29 protein-coding genes are annotated in these 20647 nt (G+C 69.5%); 12 read left to right on the top strand and 17 right to left on the bottom strand.

The features are described 5' to 3' along the window. The first annotated feature begins 7 nt into the window (after positions 1–7). The 5 genes from ACSMFO_RS09665 (at position 8) to ACSMFO_RS09645 (ending at position 3672) form a co-directional block, all read left to right on the top strand. Positions 8–355: a YbaB/EbfC family nucleoid-associated protein gene (locus ACSMFO_RS09665; protein WP_038508166.1), complete on the top strand. Its 348-nt coding sequence runs from the start codon at positions 8–10 to the stop codon at positions 353–355. Further along, positions 352–669 (top strand): WXG100 family type VII secretion target, encoded by a 318-nt coding sequence (locus ACSMFO_RS09660; protein WP_436458113.1) that lies wholly within the window; start codon positions 352–354, stop codon positions 667–669. The genes ACSMFO_RS09665 and ACSMFO_RS09660 overlap by 4 nt, the downstream gene beginning before the upstream one ends. Continuing rightward, complete coding sequence (locus tag ACSMFO_RS09655) at positions 666–1427, top strand: hypothetical protein (RefSeq protein WP_436458111.1); 762 nt, start codon at positions 666–668, stop codon at positions 1425–1427. The genes ACSMFO_RS09660 and ACSMFO_RS09655 overlap by 4 nt, the downstream gene beginning before the upstream one ends. Before the next feature lie 11 nt (positions 1428–1438). Continuing rightward, positions 1439–2551 carry a serine hydrolase domain-containing protein gene (locus ACSMFO_RS09650; protein ID WP_436458109.1) on the top strand — a complete coding sequence of 371 codons (1113 nt, stop codon included), beginning with the start codon at positions 1439–1441 and terminating at the stop codon, positions 2549–2551. Between the two features lie 125 nt (positions 2552–2676). Continuing rightward, positions 2677–3672, top strand: coding sequence for a phage baseplate protein (locus tag ACSMFO_RS09645; protein ID WP_436458108.1), 996 nt, complete (start codon positions 2677–2679; stop codon positions 3670–3672). Here the strand turns inward: ACSMFO_RS09645 and ACSMFO_RS09640 are convergent. Genes ACSMFO_RS09640 through ACSMFO_RS09625 form a run of 4 tightly spaced genes read right to left on the bottom strand, consistent with a single transcriptional unit; the run spans position 3648 to position 6549 of the window. Next, positions 3648–4901 carry an MFS transporter gene (locus tag ACSMFO_RS09640; RefSeq protein ID WP_436458106.1) on the bottom strand — a complete coding sequence of 418 codons (1254 nt, stop codon included), beginning with the start codon at positions 4899–4901 and terminating at the stop codon, positions 3648–3650. The two genes, ACSMFO_RS09645 and ACSMFO_RS09640, sit on opposite strands and share 25 nt — an antisense overlap. Then, positions 4898–5245: a VOC family protein gene (locus tag ACSMFO_RS09635; RefSeq protein ID WP_436458105.1), complete on the bottom strand. Its 348-nt coding sequence runs from the start codon at positions 5243–5245 to the stop codon at positions 4898–4900. The genes ACSMFO_RS09640 and ACSMFO_RS09635 overlap by 4 nt, the downstream gene beginning before the upstream one ends. Then, a complete protein-coding gene (locus tag ACSMFO_RS09630) occupies positions 5242–5403 on the bottom strand; it encodes a hypothetical protein (protein ID WP_016337362.1) in 162 nt (53 codons plus the stop codon). Before ACSMFO_RS09630 ends, ACSMFO_RS09635 begins: the two co-directional genes overlap by 4 nt. 9 nt (positions 5404–5412) lie before the next feature. Beyond that, positions 5413–6549, bottom strand: a complete 1137-nt coding sequence (locus tag ACSMFO_RS09625) for an MFS transporter (RefSeq protein ID WP_436458104.1) — start codon at positions 6547–6549, stop codon at positions 5413–5415. A gap of 77 nt (positions 6550–6626) precedes the next feature. Here ACSMFO_RS09625 and ACSMFO_RS09620 point away from each other — a divergent pair, with 77 nt between their 5' ends. After that, positions 6627–7184 (top strand): helix-turn-helix domain-containing protein, encoded by a 558-nt coding sequence (locus tag ACSMFO_RS09620; protein ID WP_037340514.1) that lies wholly within the window; start codon positions 6627–6629, stop codon positions 7182–7184. Positions 7185–7187: 3 nt separating this feature from the next. On the opposite strand, the gene ACSMFO_RS09615 is transcribed toward ACSMFO_RS09620, so the two are convergent. The 5 genes from ACSMFO_RS09615 to ACSMFO_RS09595 are packed head-to-tail and all read right to left on the bottom strand — an operon-like array spanning position 7188 to position 10300. Beyond that, the gene (locus tag ACSMFO_RS09615; protein WP_038522339.1) at positions 7188–7595 is read right to left on the bottom strand and encodes a VOC family protein; all 408 of its coding nucleotides are present in this window, start codon (positions 7593–7595) and stop codon (positions 7188–7190) included. 5 nt (positions 7596–7600) lie between these two features. Further along, on the bottom strand, positions 7601–8998 hold the full coding sequence (locus tag ACSMFO_RS09610; protein ID WP_436458102.1) for a pyridoxal phosphate-dependent decarboxylase family protein: 1398 nt from the start codon (positions 8996–8998) through the stop codon (positions 7601–7603). Further along, positions 8991–9626: a class I SAM-dependent methyltransferase gene (locus tag ACSMFO_RS09605; protein WP_436458101.1), complete on the bottom strand. Its 636-nt coding sequence runs from the start codon at positions 9624–9626 to the stop codon at positions 8991–8993. The genes ACSMFO_RS09610 and ACSMFO_RS09605 overlap by 8 nt, the downstream gene beginning before the upstream one ends. A gap of 27 nt (positions 9627–9653) precedes the next feature. Next, complete coding sequence (locus tag ACSMFO_RS09600; protein WP_436458100.1) at positions 9654–10106, bottom strand: hypothetical protein; 453 nt, start codon at positions 10104–10106, stop codon at positions 9654–9656. Then, entirely contained in the window at positions 10103–10300 is a 198-nt protein-coding gene (locus ACSMFO_RS09595; protein WP_360082199.1) for a type II toxin-antitoxin system HicA family toxin, read from the bottom strand. Before ACSMFO_RS09595 ends, ACSMFO_RS09600 begins: the two co-directional genes overlap by 4 nt. A 245-nt stretch (positions 10301–10545) precedes the next feature. On the opposite strand from ACSMFO_RS09595, the gene ACSMFO_RS09590 reads away from it, so the two are divergent. The 3 genes from ACSMFO_RS09590 (at position 10546) to mscL (ending at position 12110) form a co-directional block, all read left to right on the top strand. Further along, the gene (locus tag ACSMFO_RS09590) at positions 10546–10857 is read left to right on the top strand and encodes an FmdB family zinc ribbon protein (protein ID WP_037340509.1); all 312 of its coding nucleotides are present in this window, start codon (positions 10546–10548) and stop codon (positions 10855–10857) included. A gap of 116 nt (positions 10858–10973) precedes the next feature. Continuing rightward, positions 10974–11615 (top strand): SAF domain-containing protein, encoded by a 642-nt coding sequence (locus ACSMFO_RS09585; protein WP_436458098.1) that lies wholly within the window; start codon positions 10974–10976, stop codon positions 11613–11615. Between the two features lie 90 nt (positions 11616–11705). Then, positions 11706–12110 (top strand): large-conductance mechanosensitive channel protein MscL, encoded by a 405-nt coding sequence (mscL, locus tag ACSMFO_RS09580; protein ID WP_038508148.1) that lies wholly within the window; start codon positions 11706–11708, stop codon positions 12108–12110. A gap of 6 nt (positions 12111–12116) precedes the next feature. Here mscL and ACSMFO_RS09575 read toward each other — a convergent pair whose 3' ends face one another. Continuing rightward, complete coding sequence (locus ACSMFO_RS09575; protein WP_174491993.1) at positions 12117–12290, bottom strand: hypothetical protein; 174 nt, start codon at positions 12288–12290, stop codon at positions 12117–12119. 55 nt (positions 12291–12345) lie between these two features. On the opposite strand from ACSMFO_RS09575, the gene ACSMFO_RS09570 reads away from it, so the two are divergent. After that, positions 12346–12624 carry a hypothetical protein gene (locus tag ACSMFO_RS09570; RefSeq protein ID WP_436458096.1) on the top strand — a complete coding sequence of 93 codons (279 nt, stop codon included), beginning with the start codon at positions 12346–12348 and terminating at the stop codon, positions 12622–12624. Here ACSMFO_RS09570 and ACSMFO_RS09565 read toward each other — a convergent pair. After that, positions 12621–13121: a MogA/MoaB family molybdenum cofactor biosynthesis protein gene (locus ACSMFO_RS09565; RefSeq protein ID WP_005155592.1), complete on the bottom strand. Its 501-nt coding sequence runs from the start codon at positions 13119–13121 to the stop codon at positions 12621–12623. The two genes, ACSMFO_RS09570 and ACSMFO_RS09565, sit on opposite strands and share 4 nt — an antisense overlap. Before the next feature lie 122 nt (positions 13122–13243). Between ACSMFO_RS09565 and ACSMFO_RS09560 the strand changes: the two genes are divergently transcribed. Both ACSMFO_RS09560 and ACSMFO_RS09555 read left to right on the top strand, forming a co-directional pair. Next, positions 13244–14305, top strand: a complete 1062-nt coding sequence (locus ACSMFO_RS09560; RefSeq protein WP_436458094.1) for an NAD-dependent epimerase/dehydratase family protein — start codon at positions 13244–13246, stop codon at positions 14303–14305. Between the two features lie 71 nt (positions 14306–14376). Continuing rightward, on the top strand, positions 14377–15180 hold the full coding sequence (locus ACSMFO_RS09555; protein ID WP_436458092.1) for an MBL fold metallo-hydrolase: 804 nt from the start codon (positions 14377–14379) through the stop codon (positions 15178–15180). A gap of 1 nt (position 15181) precedes the next feature. Here ACSMFO_RS09555 and ACSMFO_RS09550 read toward each other — a convergent pair whose 3' ends face one another. From ACSMFO_RS09550 to ACSMFO_RS09525, 6 genes are all read right to left on the bottom strand, one after another. After that, positions 15182–16348: a serine hydrolase domain-containing protein gene (locus ACSMFO_RS09550; RefSeq protein WP_436458090.1), complete on the bottom strand. Its 1167-nt coding sequence runs from the start codon at positions 16346–16348 to the stop codon at positions 15182–15184. Positions 16349–16402: 54 nt separating this feature from the next. Beyond that, positions 16403–17452, bottom strand: a complete 1050-nt coding sequence (locus ACSMFO_RS09545) for a sensor histidine kinase (RefSeq protein ID WP_436458088.1) — start codon at positions 17450–17452, stop codon at positions 16403–16405. Next, the gene (locus tag ACSMFO_RS09540) at positions 17449–18147 is read right to left on the bottom strand and encodes a response regulator transcription factor (protein WP_436458087.1); all 699 of its coding nucleotides are present in this window, start codon (positions 18145–18147) and stop codon (positions 17449–17451) included. The genes ACSMFO_RS09545 and ACSMFO_RS09540 overlap by 4 nt, the downstream gene beginning before the upstream one ends. A 10-nt stretch (positions 18148–18157) precedes the next feature. Next, a complete protein-coding gene (locus ACSMFO_RS09535) occupies positions 18158–19498 on the bottom strand; it encodes a hypothetical protein (protein WP_436458085.1) in 1341 nt (446 codons plus the stop codon). A gap of 76 nt (positions 19499–19574) precedes the next feature. Next, positions 19575–20177: a cupredoxin domain-containing protein gene (locus ACSMFO_RS09530; protein ID WP_436458084.1), complete on the bottom strand. Its 603-nt coding sequence runs from the start codon at positions 20175–20177 to the stop codon at positions 19575–19577. Further along, positions 20174–20632: a hypothetical protein gene (locus ACSMFO_RS09525; protein WP_436458082.1), complete on the bottom strand. Its 459-nt coding sequence runs from the start codon at positions 20630–20632 to the stop codon at positions 20174–20176. The genes ACSMFO_RS09530 and ACSMFO_RS09525 overlap by 4 nt, the downstream gene beginning before the upstream one ends. Positions 20633–20647 lie beyond the last annotated feature (15 nt).

The raw sequence follows: 20647 nt of genomic DNA, 5'->3' as shown, positions 1-20647 counted from the left end.
GAACACCATGGAGCCGGCACAATGGCTCGCCGACTACCGAGACCGGCTCGAACGCGCCGCGGACGGCGCGCGCCAGGCTCGGGAGAGTCTCGAACAGGCGGGGGCGACGGCACGCTCACCTCGGGGTGAGGTCACCGTTTCGGTCAACGCGGCGGGGGTGCTCGAGGGTGTCGCGTTGACGCCCGCCGCGCGCAGACTCGAAGCCGACGCGCTCGCCGTGTTGATCGTGACCACCGCACGTGAGGCCCAGCGTCTCGCCGGCGAACGGATGGCCGACGTGATGGCCGGGTATCTCGGCGACGGCCCGGCACTCACCCGGCTCACCCGGCACCTCTCGCCGGAGGTCGTGCGATGACCGCGGAACGGTCCTACACCGTCGATCCCGACCAGTTACGCCGGCACGCGGGCCGGCTCGCCGCGCATGCCGACCAGTTGTCGTCACTCGGCACGGCGCTGCCCGGCGAAATGCCGCCGACGGCGCTCGGACCGTTCGTGCAGTGCTTCACCGCGGGCATCGGCGCCGCGATGAGCCGGACGAGGGACGCGTTCGCCCGCACCGCGTCGGTCATGGACGACGTCGGCGATGGCATGCGGAGGGCGGCCGGGATGTATCAGAGCACGGACGAAGAACACGCCGCCCGCCTGAACCGGGACGGAGGCGCACGATGACGACGGCGGTGGAGGTCAGCACCGCGCTCGCGAACCTGCGTATCGCGCGGGATTCCGTCGGCGGCAAGGAATGGCTGTCCGCGGAGCTCCGCGGCGAACCGGCCGTCTCACTCGACATGCTCGGCTCGACGGCGAGCCCGCTGTCCGCGCTGAGCAGCGCCGGGTGCGACTTCCTGACGCCGATGATCTCGTTCCTCGAAGAGCCGCTCGGGCAGCTCCGCGGCGAGCCGGGGTCGGTTTCGGCTCCCTCCGCCGAGCACGACCGGGTCTCGCGGGGCGCGAACTCCGTCGCCGAGGACTACGGCTCCACGACGGAGAACGAGACGAGCGAATGGTCCGGGGACGCCAAGCGGGATTACACCGCGACGGCGACGAAGCTGGTCGACGGGATCAAGACGGTCGCGGAGGCCGCGGCGACCAACGCGAAGGCGATCGTCGCGGCCGGTGAGGTGGTGGCGCAGGCCGTCGACATCGTCACCCGCCTGATCACCGAGGCCATCGGGAAGATCGTGCCGATCATGACGAGGGCCATCGCGGCGGCGCCCGCGACGTTCGGGGCCAGCATCGCCGAGGCGATCCCGGAGTGTGTGGCGATCGCCGTCGAACACGGCGGCCGGATCGCGGCGAAACTCGGCGAACTGCTCGTCAGCGGCGAAAACCTCGTGAAATTGCTCGAAGGCGTCGCCGGTGTGCTCGACGTCGTCGAGAAAGGCCTCACCGCGATCGGTGATGCCTCGGCGAACTCCGAAAAAGACTGAGGGAGAAGAGAATGGGAACGAAGACCCAGCGGATCGCCGGTGTCGCACTGGCCGTCGCGCTCGCCGTGCCGGTCGCGCCCGCGGTGGCGGCCGAGACCGGCGATCACGCCGCCGTACAGACCATGCTCGACCGCTTCCAGCGGAAGGCGGGCCCCGGCGCGGCCGTCCACGCCGGCGACGGCCAAGGCTCGTGGACCCTGTCGAGCGGCTCGGCCACCACCCCCGGGCAGCGGCCCATCACGGCCGGCGACCATTTCCGGGTCGCCAGCCAGACCAAGACCTTCACTGCGGCCGTCGTGCTCCAGTTGTTCGACGAGGGGCTCGTAGACCTCGACTCTCCGATCGAGCAGTACCTGCCCGGCGTCGTCACCGGGAATTACGACGGCACCGTCATCACCGTGCGGCAGCTGCTCAACCACACGGCGGGATTCCCCCACGACCCCGCCGGCGCGAAGACCAAACCGGACGGCACGTTCGACCTGGCCACGCTCGTGCGGGCCGCGATGGACGACAAACCGGTCTCCGCGCCTGGCGCCTACCATTACTCCAACGTCGGCTACCTGGTGCTCGGCCTGCTGATCGAGAAACTCACCGGGAAATACGTCGGTGACGCGATCACCGAGCGGATCATCGAACCGCTCGGGCTGACCGAAACCTCGTTCCCGCCGCCGGGAAAGCGCACGCTCACCAGTCCGTATCTGCCCGGATACCAGGGTTTCCAGCTCGGTGGCGCCTACTTCTGGGTCGATATGACGACCTCGTTCGAGCTCTCGAAGTGGAGTGCGTCGGCCGCGATCGAATCCACCTTGACGGATCTCGCGAAGTTCGACCGTGCGCTCGTTTCGGGCACGGTCGTCTCGCCGAGGGCCCTCGCGGAGATGCGCACCGTCGTGCCGTGGACGCCGGGTTCTCCCGCCGGGTACGGGCTCGGGCAGTTCAGCATCCAGTTGTCCTGCGGCGGCGTCGCCTGGGGACACGACGGTTCCCTGCCGACCGGGCACGCGTCGCTGACGCTGGCCACCGACGACGGCAGGTTCGCGTCGGTCGTGACCAACACGAACCAGCTCCCGACCGACCCGAGCGCCATCGACGTCGCCAACGCCGCGCTGTGTGAGGGGAGGTAGATCGGCGACCCCGGCATCGCTCAGTCGCTTCGCGGTGCCGGGGTCACCGCCGGGTTTGTACGAATCTTGTACGAGCGTGAACAACCTTCGACCGGGACCGCGAAACCCGACGAAGGCGAGCGCCCATGTCCGAGCAGGTGCCCACGGACCCCGTCCGGTCCCCGTTCTCCCGGCGTTCGCTGCTGCGGGCCGGTGGTGGTCTCGCCGCGACGACGGCGCTGCTCGGTACCGGCGCGGTGTTCGCCGGACCGGCTTCGGCAGCGGTGCCGGCGTCCAAGCGGTTCGACCTCACCAAGCCGTCCTACGATGAGTTCCGCAGCAAGATCCTGCACGAATCGCACCACGTGATGCAGGGCTTCGCCTTCGACAACCAGAACGTGCGCATCTTCATCGTGAACGCCCGCAACGGCGGGACCGGGGACGACCTGTGTGTCACCCAGGTCAACTTCTCCGGTGAGATCCAGGGCTCGATGCATCTGAACAACGCCGGGCACGGGGTGTCGATCGGCGTCGAACCGGTGGGCACCGACTCCTACATCTGGATGGAATGCGACTCGGACGGCTCCACCAGTGCCGGCCGCGGTACGGCCCTGGCCCGGTTCAAGTTCGTCAACGGTGGCACGCCTTCGGTGAAGAAGTTCCTCACCGGCAGCGACACGATCACCTGTGCCACCGATCCGATCAACAAGCGGATCGCGGTACGCCGCAAGGAAAACGGCAAGATGTTCTACAGCGTCTACCCGCTCGCCTCCGCGGCCGCCGGCAACTTCAGCTCGCCGCTGGCGCATTTCGCGCAGCCCGCGCTGTCCACCGTGCCGGTGACGTTCCAGGGTTACACCATCTACGGCCAGTATCTGTACACATTGGACGGTACGGGACACGCGGACCCCGCCGACATCAACTCCTACGTCACCTGCATCGACATGAACACGGGCACCGTGAAGAGCCGGGCATTGACCAAGGCGGGGCAGTCGCTGGTGTTCCGTGAGCCGGAGGGGCTGGGGATCTACCGGAGCCTGGCCGGGGAAACCCGGCTGTACATGGGTTTCGGATCGCGTAGCAGCATGGACAACATCAACCGCTACGCGAACCTGTTCTACAAGAACGTCCTCATCGACTGACGTCTCGCGGCGAACGCGGCCGCCGCCAGGGCGGCCGCGAAAAGCCCGTACGAGGCCAACAATCCGGTGCCCGAGGAACTCAAGGCACCGCCGACAGCCCTGCCTAGCAATTGCCCGACAGTTTCGGCGGTGATGACGGCGGTCGCCAGTTCGGCGGCGGTGAAACCGCTCGCGTCCGCCGTCGTGGCCCTGATGTACAGGCCCGGGTAAGCGAGTCCGACGCCGATTCCGGCGACCGTCCAGGCGACGAGGGCTATGGCGAACGAACCACCGAAGGCCACGGCCGCGGTGCCGAGGGCGGTCAGGCTCAGGCCCACGACGGGAAAGCGTGCCGAGGAGAACTTGGCCGCGACGAGGCTGGTCACCGCCCAGCCGAGCGGGGCGGCGCTCAGCACGATCGCCGCTTGCCCGAGGCTCAGGTGGAAACCGCTCGTCAGGAGCACGGTGATCAGGCTGTCCGCGCCGAAATAGCCGATCGCGAACAGCACCATCGCGCCGAGCGCGGCGGGGGTTCCCGGCCGGAGCCGTGCGGTGCCCGGCGGCAGGATCGCGACCATCCCGGCGGCGGTGATCGCCGCCCCGGCCAGCGCGAGCGGCCAGAAACCCGCACTGAACACGACGATCGCCGCTCCCAGTGGCACCGAAAGCGTCCGCAGCAAGGGCCGTGAAGCGGCATCGGGTGCGTCGCCGCGCGCGGCACGCACGACCAGCAACCGTCCGAAAAGGACGAACGGCACCGGAAGCAACAGGGTCCACCGCCAGCCGACGAGATGTTCCAGGCCGAGGGTCGCGGCCGGGCCGACCAGTGCGGGCACGATCCACATCGCCGACGACGCCGCGATCACGCGGATCCGCAGCCGGTCGTCGAGATGCCGGATCGCCGAGCTGACACCGAAAATCGCCAGGAGGCCGCTGGCGAGCCCGGCGGAGAACTGGCCGAGGGCGAACATCCACGCCGTCCGTGCCGACGCGGCCAGGGTGAGCCCGCCGAGGTAGGCGATCATCCCGACCGCGAGCGTGCCGCGAGGGCCCAGCCGGCCGAGGACCCTGCTAGCCAAGGGAAGCGCGACGAACAACCCCAGCGTCGAACCGGCGATCAGGAGACCGAGGTCGCCCCTCGCGTCGAGATCGCCGGCGACGACGGGCAGCAAGGTGGAGGCGACGAAACCGGTGACGGCGGCCGCGAATTCAAGCGCGACGATGCCGACCGCCAGCCGGATTCCGGTCATGTGTAGAGGTCTCGGTCGTACCGGTTCAGCTGTACCCAGACCCCGTCCGGATCTTGGACGCGCAGCGAGTGACCATAGCCCTCGTCCATCGGCGGGCCCGGTTCGAATCCGGCTGCCCGCAAGCGTTCCGCGACGTCCTCCAGTGGTTCGTCGACTTCGAAGGCCAGCTCACAGCGGCCGCCGTCGTCGCCGGACGACCGGTGGATGGCCAGCATCCCGGCCTCGGCGGGCATCTCAACCCAGCCGCCGGGGCGCGACACCGGCCCGGTCCGCAGACCGAGCACCGCGTAGAACCGCGTCATGGCCTCGACGTCCGCGCTGTAGCGGATCGGCATGATCTTCATCGCTCGCGTTCCTCACTGGTCCGCAGCAGGTATTCCTCCAGCACCCGTTCGACGAACGACGAGAGCGACTCGTCCGCGTCGACGGACGCGTGCTTCACCCGCTTGATGAGGTCGGGCGGCAGATAGACGTTGAATTGCCGTTTCTCGACCTGAGCCATGCTCGCATGCTAGCAAACGAGCACAAGTAGCACCGTGACCAGCGCCAGACCCGCGCCGATCCACGGGATGGCGGCCAGCGAAGCACCCAGGTTCAGCGCCCCGGCGGCGAAGGCGGGAGTGAGACTGATCCCCAACTGGAAGGCCGAGACCGTGGTCGCGCCTGCCAGTGTCGGGGCGGACGCGGCGATCGTGAAGACCCGCCCGTAGAGCGCCGGATTGAGCACGAAGGCCGCGATGCCCAGCAAGAACACCGTCGGCACGACGACCCAGACGGAAGTGGCGAAGAGGGCGAGCATCGCCGAGAAGACCGCGATGCCGACGCCGCCGCCGAGCAGCGCGTGGTGTGGCCGACGGTCGGAGATGCGGCCGCCGATCGACAGTCCGGCGAAGGCGCCGATCCCGAACAGCGCGAGAACCGCGGGGATCCAGACCGCGGGAACGACGTCCGCGAGCATCGCCGCCAGGTAGTTGAAGGACACCATGTACGCGGCGGTGCTCAGGATGGTGATCGCGTAGACACCCCAGAGACGCGGCGTCCGCATGGCGCGCAGTTCCCCCGAAAGGCTGGGTTCCGTCGAAGGCGCGGTGGCGGGCAGGCCGACGGCGCACGCGACCACGCCCACGACGGTCAGCGTCACGACTCCCCAGAAGCCGCCGGTCCAGTCGGTGAGGTTGCTCAGCAGCGTGCCCACCGGTCCCCCGGCCACCATGGCGACGCTGAGCCCGGCGACGACGACGCCGGAGGCGCGGGCGTTGCGGTCGGGGGTCACCAGGCTGATCGCGGTCACGGTGGCGACCGCGAAGAACCCGGCGTAGGCGAGACCGGCGACGAACCTGGTGACCAGGAGGATCCAGTAGTCGTCGGCGAGCAGGCCGACGGCGATGGCCGCGGCGAAGGCGGCCTGCGTGGTCATCAACGCCGTACGCCGAGGCCATTTCAAGCTGAGCACGGCGAACGGCGGGCCACCCAGGACGACACCGAGCGCGAACGCGGTGATGAGCGCGCCCGCGGAGGACAGGGAGACACCGAGATCGGCGGCGACCGCGGGCAGGACCCCGGCCATCAGGAACTCGGCGCTCCCCATCGCGAACAGGCTGAAGGCGAGGAGGTAGACCCCGGCGGGAAGGCGTTTCGTCTCGATCATGACGCCAGCATCGGGAGATTCTGGCTGTTTCGGCAAAGAACTTTGCCGGAATCGGGACGAGCTGCTCTGCTGGCCGCATGGAGAGCCAACCCGCCGTCACCGCGGCGATCGAACTGATCGCGCCCCGGCTGCGCCGCGCCAGGGACAAGAAAGGCACGACGCTGGTGGAGCTCAGCCGCGCCACCGGCATCTCCACCAGCACCCTGTCCCGCCTCGAATCCGGGCAGCGCAAGCCGAGCCTCGAACTGCTGCTGCCGGTGATCGCCGCGCTGGGCCTGCGCGTCGACGAGATCGTCGCCTCACCGAGGGTGCTCGAAGCGCCTTCGGACGGCCGGGCGCTCATCCCGCTCACACGGCACGAGGACGGGCCTCGCGCCTACAAGATGACGATCCCGGCGAGCGACGACGAGCCCCGCACCCGAACCCACACCGGCCGCGAATGGCTTTACGTGCTGCGAGGCAGGCTGCGGCTCGTGCTCGGCGACCAGGACGTCGTACTCGGTCCCGGCGAGGCCGCCGAGTTCGACTGCCGGACGCCGCATTGGTTCGGCGCCACCGGCCGCGGGCGGGTCGAGGTGCTCAGCCTCTTCGGCGAACAGGGCGAGCGGATTCACGTCCGCGCCCGCACCCGATGAACGTCAGACGCGCTGCTGGATACGGATCAGGTTCCCGGACGGGTCGCGGACGGCGCCGTCACGCAGGCCGTACGGCTGGTCGGTGGGCTCCTGGATGATCTCGGCGCCCGCCTCCTGCAGGTGCTTGAAGAGGCCGTCGAGGTCGTCGGAGGAGAACAGGATCCCCGCGTAGGTGCCCTTGGCCATCATCTCGCTGATCACCCGGCGTTCGTCGTCGGTGATGCCCGGGTCGACGGCGGGCGGGTGCAGCACGATCGACACGGGCTGCCCCGGCGGGCCGACGGTGAGCCAGCGCATGCCGTCGTAGCCGACGTCGTTGCGCACCTCGAAGCCGAGGAGGTCGCGGTAAAAGGCCAAAGCGGCTTCGGGGTCGGTCTGGGGAAGGAAGCTTCCGTGAATGGCGATGTCCATGATGGTCACGCTAGGTGAGACCGGTCCTCGCCGCTTCTCGATTCCTGATCGCTCTTCCGCGCCGCCTTGATCGCCTCGACACTGCGATCGACGTCCGCTTCGGTCGTGCTCCAGTTCGACACGGAGATGCGCATCAGGCGCCGTCCGTGCCAGGTGGTCGCGCCCATCCAGCACTCGCCGGACCGTTGGAGGGCTTCGACGACGCGGTCGGTTTCCCCGTCGAAGGCGACGAGCACCTGGTTCAGCACGACGTCGTTCACGACGGTGACGCCCTCGCACGCCTCGAGTTTCCCGGCGAACCTCCTGGCCAGCGCGCAGCATCGTTCGACCATCTCGGCGATGCCCTCGCGGCCGAGCTCGCTGAGCGCTGCCCACGTCGCGAATCCCCGCGCCCGGCGGGAGGACTCCGGCACGAAGTCGCCCGGCGCTCGCACCCCGTCGGCGCCCTGGCCGGTCAGGTACGCGGCGGTGACAGCCATGGCGGCCCTGTGCGACTCGGGGTGGGCGCAGAACGCGTAGCCGCTGTCGTACGGGACGTTGAGCCACTTGTGCCCGTCGACCGCCCAGGAGTCGGCCCCTTCCAGACCCGTGGTCCATCGCCTGAGCGTGGGAGCGGCGGCCGCCCAGAGCCCGAACGCGCCGTCGACGTGGACCCACGCGTCGTGCCGGCGGGCGATCTCCGTCGCGGCGGCGAAGTCGTCGAAAGCGCCGGTGTTCACGTTCCCGGCCTGGAGGCAAACGATTGCGGGCCCGTCGAGCGTCCTTTCGAGATCGGCGATGTCGATGGCACCTTGGCCGTTCGCGCGCACCGGCCGCACCGCGTCGGTGCCCAGGCCCAGCAAGCGGAGCGACCGGTCGATCGACGCGTGTCGCTCCTCTCCGGCGACGACCTGCAGAGGCGGCGCCCCCTGCAGTCCCCGGCGCTCGACGTCCCATCCCGCCCGCGCCAGCAGGTGATGCCGGGCGGCGGCCAGGCCGACCGTGTTCGCTCCCTGTCCGCCGGTCACGAAGCCGAACGAGGCACCGTCCGGGAGACCGAGGACCTCCTTGAGCCATTCGCCCGCCACTTCCTCGACGATCGCGGCGGCGGGCGAGGTGACCTGGTTGAACGCGGGCTGGTCCCATCCGGTCGCCAGCATGTCGGCCGCGGTCGCGGCGTCGAGCGCGCCACCGGTGACGAAACCGAAGTACCTCGGCCCGGTGTTCGCCACCAACGCCGGCTCGACGGCGTCGGCCAGCCGCCGGATCACGTCGGCGGGCGGGGTGGGCTTTTCGGGCAGTTCGCCGAGCTTCTCCCGGACACCCGTCGTGTCGTCCGGAAAGACCGGGGCGTCGGCGACGCTTTCGCGGTATCGGGTGACGCGGGCGGCGACGTCGGCCAGGAGATCTCGCAACTCACTCATCCGACGGCTCTCTTTCGATCGTCGCGAACCACGCGGGAGCGCCCTCTTCGTCGTGGAACCTCGTCCGGACGCGCTCCTCCACGATGGTCTTCACACGCCATCCTGCCCCGAAGGGCTTTGTCAGCGCTTCATGTTTTACCGGGTGGGGCCCGGCGTTCTCGCCGTCGCTGAAGCACAGGATGTAGAGCGTCCCCTTGGTGACCGCTTCGAGGCTCTTGACGTACGCGACGCGCTCGTCCGCGTCGAAAGCGTGGAAGAGCCCGCAATCGAGCACGGTGTCGAACCGCCGCCCGAGCCGCTCCAGGTGAAGCGCGTCCGCCGTCATGAATTCGGCGTCGAGCCCCAGCTCGCTCGCCCTTCGCCGTGCGATGGCGAGGGCCGTCTCGGCGACGTCGACGCCCAGCACCGGAAGCCCTCGCGACGCGAGATGAAGCGCGTTCTCGCCCGACCCGCAGCCCGCGTCGAGCACCGTGCCGGTGAAGCTTCCCGCCGCCCGCACGACCGCGGGCTGGGGTCCGCCGAAATCCCAGGGGGCGGGGCCTTCGAGGTACGAGGCGTCCCAGGGCAGGCCGGTCATCCGCTCGTGACTGGTCGGGTTCCTGCCGCCGAACGGATCCTCTTCCGACATGGTGACCGCCTTTCCCGCACTCCGGCGTCAGCCGCCGGCGACCGCTCTCTTCTGTTTGATCTTGTTCGCGGGAGTCCTGCTCTTCGCGGCGTCCCTTCCCGCGGAACCACCGATCAGCTGGCTCACACGCTGAGGTGTCAGACCCAGCACAGCGGCTATCTCTCGCCCGGACAATCCGGACGCTCCAAGATTCTTCGCCACCTCACGCTGCTTCGCCGCCGCCTCGCGTTGCCGACGTTCCGCGTCTCGCACGTCGGCACGCGCCGACCGGACCTGCTCCGCCAACTCGGCGTCGAGCTGAGGGACGACGTCCACATCGAAGGAGTTCTCGTCATCGAGATCCAGTGCGAACGCGATGTACTCACGGGCGACGGCTTCCGCTTTGGACAAAGTGCCCGCCTGCGTGACACCGACACCGTCGACGTGAAGTTCCCAGCCGCGCTTCCAGCGTTTGGCCAAGACGACGTAGGTGCCGGTCATTGCAGCCACCCCTTCGGTAGGCACGGGAGTTTCTTGATGACGTCGTCCACGACTCCGGGGGAGACGTTCTTGTGGTTGGGCACGATCGCTTGATGCCGACCACACGGGCAAGCCCACTTCTCATGACTCCCGCGAGTCGATCTGTGAGCGCAGCCTTCGTCGAGAAGTGCCCGCCGCACGTCTCGGTACTTCATCGCTTTCACCACCCACGTTAATCTAGCCCCTCTAGATTCGCAATATCCAGACGGGCTAGATGTCTCACCTTCGGCAGATGAGGATCACCCGGAAGGAAGCAGGCCCCGCTCCGTAGCGGCACAGGTGCCGTGACCAGGTCCTCATGTGACCTTGGGAAACCTTGTTTGACCTGCGTCGGAATGCCCCGGTACCGTTAGGCGTTAGCACTCTTGTCGGCTGAGTGCCAATGCACGAAGGAGCAGCAGTGCCCACCTACCAGTACGCCTGCAAGGAATGCGACCACGCTTTCGAGGCCGTGCAGTCGTTCTCCGACGCGAGCCTGACCGTGTGCCCGCAGTGCTCGGGACCGCTTCGCAAGGTCTTCAGCTCGGTCGGCGTGGTCTTCAAGGGCAGCGGTTTCTACCGCAACGATTCGCGCGACTCGAAGGCCAACACGACCGCGGCCCCGGCCAAGACCGAGACGAAGTCCGAGTCGAAGACCGAGTCCAAGTCGGAGACCAAGAGCGCGGCATCCTCCTCCACGGGTACGACGAAAACGGCCGCCGCCGCTTCCTGACGTCCCGAGTTGTCCACAGGCCCCCGGTTATCCACAGCCGGGGGTTTTCGTTCTTTCCAGGGCCCGCGTACCGCCCCTAGCGTCGAGATCATCACCGATCGACGAGGGGGAATCCCGTGCTCCACGCTCTGCCCGTCCTGCGAAGACTTCGCGGCAGGCCAGCGCGGCTGCTGCGCCGCTGGCTTGCCCTGTCCCTGCTGCTCAGCGGCCTGGTCGCGCTCTTCCTTCCCGCGTCTGCCCGCGGTGCTTCCGGCACCGCCACCGTGGTCTCCGCCCGCGACCTCGCGGCCGGGTCGGTACTGCGCGCCGCCGACCTCAAGCTCGTCGATCTCCCGGACGACGTCCGTCCACAGGGCGCCATCGGCCTGCCCGCCACGGTGGAGGGACGGCTGCTCGTCGGTGCCGCGCGGGCGGGTGAACCGCTGACCGACGTCCGCCTGCTGGACGCGGCCATCCCCGGATCGGGTGATCCCGAGAGTTCAACTGTCCCGGTGAGGCTCGCCGACGCCGGCGTCACGGAGCTGCTCAGGCCGGGCCAGCGGGTCGACGTCGTCGCGGCCGCCGAGGCCGGGCGCGAAGCGTCTGTGCTGGCCAGCATGGCTGTCGTGGCGGCCGTGGGGGCTCAGGCGGCCCGCGACCCGACGGCTCCCAGCACCGGGAGCGAGGGACCTTTGGTGCTGCTTTCCCTGCCTTCCGCGATCGCGACACGAGTCGCCGCCATCTCGCTGGAACGGTCCATAACGGTTACCCTCCGCTAGCTCGCGCCTGCCCATGGCGGCGGGCGCCTGCGTCCCCCCGGTATGGAACGGGACGGTCGGCGAACCGTCCCAGGTGAAGAGGAGAGCGTCTTGCTCAAGGGTTTCAAGGACTTCCTGATGCGCGGGAACGTCGTCGACCTCGCGGTCGCGGTGGTCATCGGCGCCGCCTTCACGGCGATCGTCACGGCCTTCACGAACGGCCTGATCAAACCGTTGATCAACGCCATCGGCGGGTCGGACGCCGCCAAGGGGCTGGGGTTCAACATCCTCAGCGCGAACGACTCGACGTTCATGGACTTCGGCGGCGTGATCAACGCGGCGATCAACTTCGTGATCGTGGCCGCCGTCGTCTACTTCGTGATCGTGCTGCCGGTCAAGCACGTCCAGGAGCGGCGCAAGCGCGGCGAGGAGGCGGGCCCGGCGGAGCCGACCGACGTCGAACTGCTCACCGAGATCCGCGACCTGCTCCGCGCGCAGCAGAACCGCCAAAGCTGACCCGGTTCACCGGTCGTGATGAGGCGGCCGGTTCTCCAGGAACCACGAGTCGGAGTCCGGGGTGCGCCGCCCCGGCTCTCGCTCGTCGGAGGTCGTGTCCGGCAGGACGTCGCCGAAGATCTCGTCGACCCGTCGTTTCGCCGCCGCGGCGGAGCGCTTGTCCTCGTCTTCACCTGGCATGACGTCCATTTTCGCACCGGTCGCGAGGTCCGCCGACCGGTGGGACCATCAGCGCATGAGCATTGTCGACAAAGCGAAGGGGCTGGCCGCCCAGGCCATCCACAAAGCGGAAGAGGTCGCGGGCGAAGTCCGCGAGAAGGCCGGGCCGCTGGCCGAGAAGGCGGGCGACGTCGCGGCCAAGGGTGTCTCGGCGGCGTCGGCCGGGGCGAACAAGGTCACCGGTGGCCGGTTCGAGGACAAGATCGGCCACGTCACCGAGAAGGTGGAAGGAGTGTTGCACCAGGACAAAAAGGGCGAGCCCGGGACAGAGCCCGGACCCGCGCCCGAGAACTAGGCCTCTTCGAGCCCGGACAGCTCGTCGATCACGTACGGCACCAGCGACGAGAGCGTCGCCATGCCGTCGCGGACGGCCGCGCGTGAACCCGCGAGGTTGACCACCAGCGTGCTGCCGGAGACGCCGACGAGCCCGCGGGAAATGCCCGCGTCCACCGCGCCGGCGGCGAGGCCGGACGCGCGCAGTGCCTCACCGATGCCCGGGATCGGGCGGTCGAGCACACCGGCCGTCGCGTCGGGCGTGCGGTCGCGCGGGGAGACCCCGGTGCCGCCGACGGTGATCACCAGGTCGGCGCCGCCGATCACCGCGGTGTTGAGCGCGTTGCGGATCGCGGCCGTCTCGGCCTCGACCACGACGACGCCGTCGACGATGAATCCGGCCTCTTCGAGCAGCTCCGTGACCAACGGTCCCGTGTTGTCCTCGTGTTCGCCGTGGGCGACGCGATCGTCCACGATGACCACCAGTGCGCGGCCCAGCCGTTGTGCGCTCCGTTCCATAGGCACACCGTATCCGGTTTCGGCTGATCTTCGCTTCGGCGGTGCCGCGTAGTTGTGACGATTCCCTGACGTGAGCCGGTGATCCGGCGCCGCCGCCGGAAATCGGCCCTAGCGTCGGAGCGGTGCGAACACTGATTACCGGCGGGGCCGGGTTCATCGGCTCCCACATCGCCGATCTGCTGTCCGATCAAGGCCACGAGGTGGTCGTCCTCGACAACCTCCTCGGCACCGCGCACGGTTCGCCGCGCCCGCCCGGGTACACCGGCCGCCACCGGTTCCTGCGTGGCGACGTCACCGACACGGAGCTGGTCGCGGAATTGCTGGACGGCGTCGACGCGGTCTGCCATCAGGCGGCCGTCGTGGGACACGGGGTCGATCCGTCCGACGCGCCGTCGTACGCGCTGAACAACGACTACGGGACCGCTGTGCTGCTCGCGGCGATGCACCGGGCGAAAGTGCGGAAACTGGTGCTCGCCTCGTCGATGGTCGTCTACGGCGAGGGTCGCTACGAGTGCCCCGTCCACGGGATCGTCGCGCCGTCGGCGCGGAAACAGTCCGATGTGGATGCCGGACGCTTCGAGCCCACGTGCGCGGCTTGCGGCGCCGAGCTCGGCTGGCGGCTGGTTCCCGAAAACGCGCCGTTGCAGCCGCGGAGCACCTACGCGGCCACGAAGCTCGCCCAGGAACATCTGGCGGCGGCGTGGGCCCGGCAGACCGGCGGAACGGTCTGGGCTCTGCGCTACCACAACGTCTACGGGCCCCGGATGCCGCAGAACACCCCGTACGCGGGTGTCGCGTCGCTGTTCCGCTCCTCGCTTTTGCGCGGCGAAGCGCCGGTCGTGCTGGAGGACGGCGAACAGCAGCGCGACTTCGTGCACGTCCACGACGTGGCGAGGGCGAACGTCCTGGCGCTCGGCACCGACGGCCCCGAAGGCGACCTGACGCCGCTGAACATCTGTTCCGGGCAACCCCACTCCGTGGGCGAACTCGCCGAGGAGCTCGCGAAGGCCTGTGACGGGCCTGCCCCGAAGATCGCCGGCGGTGCCCGTCCCGCCGACGTCCGGCATGTCGTCGCGGATCCCGCCCGCGCCGAACGGCTGCTCGGCTTCACCGCGCGAACGGGTTTCGCCGAAGGCATCGCCGGTTTCGCCACCGCTGAGCTGCGGGAACCGGTCGGTTCCTGAAACCGGGAACAGACCGGGCCCCCGGCCGGTTGTCGTTCCCGGCAACGGAATCGACTTTTTTGGGGGTTTTGGTGGGCATCACCGTCGGAGACATCGAGATCGAAGCGCTCGGGGACGGCCTGATCCGGCTGCCGCTCGCGTTCTTCCCCGGTCTCGACCCCGAAGCCCACCCGGACGTCTTCGACGAGGACGGCACCGTGCACGTCCCGACCGGCGCGTACCTGATCCGCGGCAACGGCCGCACGATCCTCGTCGACACCGGCCTCGGCCCGCGCGAATTCGCGTTCCCGCCGGGGATGACGCCCGCCAAGGGCGACCCCACGCCGCCGATGGGCACGGGCGGCGACCTCGCGGCCGCACTCGACAAGGCCGGGTGCCCGGTGGACGAGATCGACACCGTCTTCCTCACCCACCTGCACAACGACCACATCGGCTGGATCGCCCCCGAAGGCGACCTGACCTTCCCCTGCGCCCAGGTCGTCTTCGGCCAACTCGACTGGGAAGCGCTGATCGCCCCCGCCGGGACGGGCGAATGGAGCCGCGTCGGGATGGAGACCGCCCGCGGCGCGGGGCTGACCGAGGCGATCAGCGGCGACGGCGTCGAGATCGCGCCCGGGATCGTGGCTCGGCACGCCCCCGGGCACACGCCCGGCCATTACGTCCTCGACATCACCGCGGACGACGAGCGTCTGTTGCTGCTCGGCGACATCCTGCACACTCCCGCGCAGCTGACGGACTCGCGGGTCGGCTTCCTCGGCGACGTCGACCCGGATCTCGCTCTCCGTACCCGGCAACGCTTTCTCGCCGAAGCGGAAGAGACCGGCGCGATCATCGCGCCGGCCCACTTCCCTGACATGGGGTTCCTGCGGCTCTGAGCTACTTGCCGCAGAGCACCTTGTCGGTGAGCAGCTGGTCCGCCTTGTTGTAGGCCTGCCCCAGATCGGCCGCCGAGTCGCCGTAGGTCATGGACAACTCGAAGGTCCGGCTGCCGTCGGCCGTGCTGGCCATCAGCGTGCCGTAGCCGTGGAAACCGCCCATACCCTTGAGGACGGTGCCGCAGCTCGCTTCCTGGACGTACAGCCCGAGGCCGTAACCGCCCTTCGGGTGCGGCTTGCGCATCTCGGCGAGCAGCGGGGCGGGCAGCAGCTTTCCGCCCAGCAGTGCGGAGAAGAACGTGTGGAGGTCCTTCGTGGTCGAGATCAGTTCACCTGCGCTGGACGCCCACGACGGGTTCTGGTTCGTGATGTCGACCGTCTTCCACTGCCCGGGCTTCTCCTCGTAGCGGTAGTAGCCGTGGGCGTGCGGCCCGGGGATGCCCGGCCAGGTCCCGGGCACCACGGTGTCACGCAGTCCGAGCGGCCGCAGGATCCGCCGCTGGATCTCATCGCCGTAGGGGCGGCCGGCGACCTTCTCGATCACCAGCCCGGCCAGGACGTAGTTGATGTTCGTGTAGGTCCAGTCCGTTCCCGGAGCGAACAGCGGCGGCTTGGACAGGCCGAAACGCACCAGCTCCTCCGGCCGGTAGGTGTGGTAGCGGTTGTCCAGGAACTCCTTACCCGTCAAGGGGATTCCCGGCACGATCGTGCCGTCGGGCAGCATCGCGCCGGTGTAGTCGAACAGGCCGCTGGTGTGCTGCAACAACATCCGCACGGTGATCCGCCGGTCGAGGCCGAACTCGGGCAGGTACCCGGCCACCGGCGCGTCCAGGCCGACCTTGCCCTCCCCCACCAGCTGCAGGACGACGGTGGACACGAAGGTCTTGGTGTTGCTGCCGATCCGGAACCGCCCGTTCGTCGGCGGCTTGGCGGCCGAACCCAGCTCGCGCACCCCGGCGCTGCCGGTCCAGTCGCCCCGCGCGTCGTGCACCCGCAGCTGCGCCCCGGCGAACCCGGAGGCCGCGATCTGCTCGGCCAACGCTTGCAGGTCCGGCCGGTCCCGTCCCTTGTCCGCGGCGGCCACGCCGGGCGTGATCCCGGCCAGCAGTGCGGCCGCCACCGCGGTGATCCCGGCCCGTCGGAAGAATCGCTTCGCTGAAGTCGTCATGGCGGCAACGATCGCGGCCCGCGCTGACACCGCGGTGACACACCGCTGACACGGTCAGGGCATGGCGAGCGGAAGCCGGACCTCGAACCGGCAGCCGGGGCCGTCGTTCCGAACGCCGATACGGCCGCGATGGGCTTCGACGAGGCCTTTCGCGATCGCCAGCCCGAGCCCGCCGCCGCTCGCCAGCCCGCCGCGTTCGGGGGTGCGCGCCGTCGTCCCGCGGAACGCGACGTCGAAGACCCGCCCGATCTCGTCGTCGGGGATGCCGCCGCAGCCGTCGGAGACCGCCAGTAGCGCCTCGCCGCCGTCGATGCCGATCTGGACCGCGACCGTCCCGTCCGGCGGCGTGTGCCGCACGGCGTTGGACACCAGGTTGCGCACGATCCGCGCCAGTTCCGGGTCGCTGCCGGAGACGACCGGCCACACTTCGGCGTATTCGATCATCCGCACGCGTTTCTGCTCGGCGAGCGGCGCTTGCGCGGCGACCGCGTCGCTGACGACATCGCGCAGCGGCACCGCGGCCATCGTCAGCTGAAGCGCGCCCGCGGTGATCCGCGAAAGTTCGAACAGGTCGCCGACCATGCCGGACAGTCGCGTGGTCTCCCCGCTGATCCGCCGCGCGTAACCGGTGACCTCGATCGGGTCGGCGACGACGCCGTCCGCGACGGCCTCGGCCATCGCCTGGATACCGGCCAGCGGGCTCCGCAGGTCGTGGCTGATCCACGCGACCAGTTCGCGCCGCGATGCCTCGGCCGCGCGCTCCCGTTCCCGTGCCTCCCGTTCCCACACACTGCGGCGCGCGATCGCGCGGCCGAGCACGAGCGCCGCCGGCACGGTCACGAGCGCGACCAGCAGACAGACCAGGGTCATCGTGGTCAGCGCCGGGGTGAACATGAACCCGCTGATCCCGAGCACCGCGATCAGCGTCGCGAGCACCGGGATCAGCACGAGGATCGTCATCGTGCTGGCCAGCGAACCGTGCCGGAGCAGGTACAGGGCCAGCCCGCCGAGCAGCACCACCGGCAACGCGAACATCAGCGCGAACGGCAGGATGTGCCAGGCGTGCGCCAGCATCTCGCCGAGCGACTCCCCGGAGCCGATCATCGCCGCACCGGGTCGTACCGGTAGCCGACGCCCCACACGGTGGCGACGCGGACGGGTTTCGCCGGATTCTTCTCGATCTTTTCCCGCAGCCGTCTGACGTGGACGGTCACGGTGGACTGGTCACCGAAGTCCCAGCCCCACACCTTCTCCAGCAGATCGGCGCGGGAGAACGCCACCCCGGGATGGGTGAGGAAGAACGCGAGCAGATCGAATTCCCTGCTCGTCAGGGGAAGTTCCACGCCGCCGAGGGCGGCCTGCCGGGCCGACATCTGCAGCGCGAGGTCACCGTCGGTGATGACGCGTGCCGCCGGTTCGGGGCGCGGCATCCGCGCCCGCCGCAGCACCGACGCCACCCGCAACGCGAGTTCCTTGGGGCTGAACGGTTTCGTGACGTAGTCGTCGGCGCCGAGCTGGAGTCCGGCGATGCGGTTCTCCTCCTCGCCGAGCGCGGTCAGCATCACGACCGGCACCTGGCTCACCTGCCGCAGGCGGCGGCACACCTCGAGTCCGTTGAGCCCGGGCATCATGACGTCGAGGACCACCAGATCCGGCCCGGTCGTGGAGAACAGCCGCAGCCCTTCGGCGCCGTCCCCGGCGACGTCGACCTCGAAGCCCGCGACCTCCAGGTACCGCCGGACGACGTCCCGCACGGTCTCGTCGTCGTCGACGACGAGCACCCGGCCCTGTTCTGTCATGCCATCCACCTCACCAGCTCGTCAGCACCAGATGGTTCACCACCAGCGCCGTGGCCGCCGACGCGGCGAGCCACCACCGCCGCCCCTTCGACGGCAGCAGCGCCACCGCGGGCAGCAGCCACACCTCGAACGGTAGCCAGATGCGTTCGACCTCCGCCTTCGACAGGCCGGACAGGTCGGCGAAAGCGATGGTCAGCGCCGCGGCCAGCACGATCAGCGTGACCGGCTCGCGGAACGAGCGTTTCGGCCCGGCCAGGAAGTCCGCGCCCGCTCGTCGTGTCCCGGCGATCACGGCGGGCCCGATCGCGATCAGCACCGCCGCGATATCCGCCCACACCCAGTAGGAATACGGGCGCAGCGTCGCGATCCCCTGGTAGTAGCGCTCCACCACCAGGTGATAGCCGTCGAGCCACCAGAAACCCGTCAGTGCGAACGCCAAGACGACCACGGCAACGCCCGCCGTGGCGACGAGCAGGATCCGCCACTCGCGGGTGAGCACGACGACGGCCAGCACGAGCACGCCCAGCAGCACTAGACCGTACGAAAGAAAGAGCCCGAACCCGAGCAGCAGACCGCCGGGAAGCGCGAGGATCCGCCGTCGCTTGGCCAGCGCCAGCAGCGCGATCCCGGTCGCCGTGACCCCCGCGAAGAGCCCGTCCGCGGACACCCCGATCCAGATCGCGCCCGGAGTGAGCACCGCGAACGGCAGGACCGTCCTCGCGGCGTCCTCCCGGCCCAGCGCGGCGAGCGTCACCGGCACCGCGACCACAGCCAGGCAACCGACGAGCACGACGACCGTCGAAGCCCACGCGCCGCCCTGCAGGCCGAGCCGGTCGAGCCAGACGAAGACCAGCGTCGCGCCCGGCGGATGCCCGGAGACGTGCGTCGTCCACGAGTCCGGCTGGAAGTCGAGGATGCGCGAGGAGAATTCGTTCAGCATCGCCGGGATGTCGGTGATGCCAGGGACCTCGTGCAGGTACTCGTGTTCCGTGGTGAGCCTGCCGGTGAAACCGCGCGCCCAGCCGTCGATCATCGCCAGCGAGAACGTCCACAGCAGCGCGGTCACGTAGCCGAGCGCGAGCAGCGGACGCCATCGCAGCCGCGCGGCGAGCGAGGGACCTTTGGTGACCACGAGGAGCGCGAGCACCACGGCGGCGACCGAACCCGGCCCCACATGCGGCAGCCACAAGCCGAACAGCGGCGGCGCGAACGCGTAGATCACCACGCCGGAACCGGGCCGGTTGTAGTGGAGGCCGACGCCGATCGCGGCGGCGACCACGAGCATCGCCAGCCCCACGGCGATCAGATCGGCCCGGCGGCCGGTACGGGAAGGGGCGGTGACAGTGGACATCACCGGCACCGTAACCGCGTTCCCCGCGCGAAACGACGCGTCGGCGCCGTCCGTCAGAACTCGGTAAGACCTTCCCTCACCCGCCCGGCCGCGACCCGACCAGGAGCAGGCACAGCACCGCCACCGCGGTGACGACCCCGGCGACCAGCAGCATCGGGTCGAGTGACGGGCCGGTGGCCGCCGCCTGCTGAGTGACCGGAGGAGCGGGCGCCGGGGTCTCACTCACGGGCGCCGCACTGCTGCTCGTCGGAGGCGAGCTCGGCGACGGAGCCGAAGACGCCGTCGGCCGGGCCGTGGTCTGTTTCGAAGGTGTGGGAGACGGCTGCTTCGTCGCCGTTTCCGCGGCGAGGACGGTGACCGTCGCGCGCATGTCCGGATGCACCGAACAGTAGTAGGAATACGTGCCCGGCTTGGTGAAGGTGTAGCTCCAGCTCTGCCCCGCCGAAAGCTGCGGACTGCGGAAAGCGACCGGGGCGCTCGTCGTGACGACGTCGTGGGGCGCCTGATCGTGCTGCATCCAGGTGACGGTGTCCCCGGCCCGCACGGTCAGCGCCGCCGGGCCGTAGGCGTAGTCCTGCATCATCACCTGCTGCGTGGCCGCGTCCACCGGGGGCGCCAGGCAGAGGGCTTGCAGGATGAGGAAGGCCGCCGTCAGGACGAGGCCGGCGAGCCGCTTCATCGGACGAACTCGATGGCGATCTCGACGTGGACGCGGCGGACGTACCACGGCGCGCGGCGCGGCCGGGGAAGGATTCCTTTGGCCCACAAGACGATCCCTGTTTCGTCGACCGGACGCAGCTCGCCGGACAGCACGAGCGCGCGGTCGCCGATCCACCCGTCGATCCGCACCTGCCGTCCCTCCACGGCGAACTCGCCGGAGGTGAACGTCACTACGCGAGTGTCGTGCCGGATCAAGTACTTCAACGGCCACGGATAGGTGCGTAGCGAAGGGACGTCCAGCTCGACGAAGAGCGCGGGATCCTCCGAGACGTCCAGGTATCCCGCGGTCGCGGTGAACCTGGCGCGTGCCAAGGGGAAACGCAGGAATCGGAACGACGGCTCGACGACGCAACGATCCGGACGAAGCGTGTGGCCGGTCTCGGCCGGGGCGGGCAGGAGTTCGGTGTCGGACATCGCTCGTCTCCGTAC

The organism is Amycolatopsis sp. w19 (assembly GCF_051373225.1).
GTDB lineage: Bacteria > Actinomycetota > Actinomycetes > Mycobacteriales > Pseudonocardiaceae > Amycolatopsis > Amycolatopsis japonica.
This window is presented reverse-complemented; position numbering and strand designations above follow the sequence as displayed.

Bases quoted from the DNA above. Each gene is read 5' to 3' on its own strand.
- ACSMFO_RS09650 (WP_436458109.1), top strand. From the start codon at position 1,439: ATGGGAACGAAGACCCAGCGGATCGCCGGTGTCGCACTGGCCGTCGCG.
- ACSMFO_RS09615 (WP_038522339.1), bottom strand. From the start codon at position 7,595: ATGGACATCGCCATTCACGGAAGCTTCCTTCCCCAGACCGACCCCGAA.
- ACSMFO_RS09655 (WP_436458111.1), top strand. From the start codon at position 666: ATGACGACGGCGGTGGAGGTCAGCACCGCGCTCGCGAACCTGCGTATC.
- ACSMFO_RS09530 (WP_436458084.1), bottom strand. From the start codon at position 20,177: ATGAAGCGGCTCGCCGGCCTCGTCCTGACGGCGGCCTTCCTCATCCTG.
- ACSMFO_RS09660 (WP_436458113.1), top strand. From the start codon at position 352: ATGACCGCGGAACGGTCCTACACCGTCGATCCCGACCAGTTACGCCGG.
- ACSMFO_RS09535 (WP_436458085.1), bottom strand. From the start codon at position 19,498: ATGTCCACTGTCACCGCCCCTTCCCGTACCGGCCGCCGGGCCGATCTG.
- ACSMFO_RS09575 (WP_174491993.1), bottom strand. From the start codon at position 12,290: ATGCCAGGTGAAGACGAGGACAAGCGCTCCGCCGCGGCGGCGAAACGA.
- ACSMFO_RS09640 (WP_436458106.1), bottom strand. From the start codon at position 4,901: ATGACCGGAATCCGGCTGGCGGTCGGCATCGTCGCGCTTGAATTCGCG.
- ACSMFO_RS09605 (WP_436458101.1), bottom strand. From the start codon at position 9,626: ATGTCGGAAGAGGATCCGTTCGGCGGCAGGAACCCGACCAGTCACGAG.
- ACSMFO_RS09635 (WP_436458105.1), bottom strand. From the start codon at position 5,245: ATGAAGATCATGCCGATCCGCTACAGCGCGGACGTCGAGGCCATGACG.
- ACSMFO_RS09620 (WP_037340514.1), top strand. From the start codon at position 6,627: ATGGAGAGCCAACCCGCCGTCACCGCGGCGATCGAACTGATCGCGCCC.
- ACSMFO_RS09565 (WP_005155592.1), bottom strand. From the start codon at position 13,121: ATGGAACGGAGCGCACAACGGCTGGGCCGCGCACTGGTGGTCATCGTG.
- ACSMFO_RS09625 (WP_436458104.1), bottom strand. From the start codon at position 6,549: ATGATCGAGACGAAACGCCTTCCCGCCGGGGTCTACCTCCTCGCCTTC.
- ACSMFO_RS09645 (WP_436458108.1), top strand. From the start codon at position 2,677: ATGTCCGAGCAGGTGCCCACGGACCCCGTCCGGTCCCCGTTCTCCCGG.
- ACSMFO_RS09665 (WP_038508166.1), top strand. From the start codon at position 8: ATGGAGCCGGCACAATGGCTCGCCGACTACCGAGACCGGCTCGAACGC.
- ACSMFO_RS09525 (WP_436458082.1), bottom strand. From the start codon at position 20,632: ATGTCCGACACCGAACTCCTGCCCGCCCCGGCCGAGACCGGCCACACG.
- ACSMFO_RS09595 (WP_360082199.1), bottom strand. From the start codon at position 10,300: ATGAAGTACCGAGACGTGCGGCGGGCACTTCTCGACGAAGGCTGCGCT.
- ACSMFO_RS09570 (WP_436458096.1), top strand. From the start codon at position 12,346: ATGAGCATTGTCGACAAAGCGAAGGGGCTGGCCGCCCAGGCCATCCAC.
- ACSMFO_RS09610 (WP_436458102.1), bottom strand. From the start codon at position 8,998: ATGAGTGAGTTGCGAGATCTCCTGGCCGACGTCGCCGCCCGCGTCACC.
- ACSMFO_RS09630 (WP_016337362.1), bottom strand. From the start codon at position 5,403: ATGGCTCAGGTCGAGAAACGGCAATTCAACGTCTATCTGCCGCCCGAC.
- ACSMFO_RS09600 (WP_436458100.1), bottom strand. From the start codon at position 10,106: ATGACCGGCACCTACGTCGTCTTGGCCAAACGCTGGAAGCGCGGCTGG.
- ACSMFO_RS09540 (WP_436458087.1), bottom strand. From the start codon at position 18,147: ATGACAGAACAGGGCCGGGTGCTCGTCGTCGACGACGACGAGACCGTG.
- ACSMFO_RS09545 (WP_436458088.1), bottom strand. From the start codon at position 17,452: ATGATCGGCTCCGGGGAGTCGCTCGGCGAGATGCTGGCGCACGCCTGG.
- ACSMFO_RS09550 (WP_436458090.1), bottom strand. From the start codon at position 16,348: ATGACGACTTCAGCGAAGCGATTCTTCCGACGGGCCGGGATCACCGCG.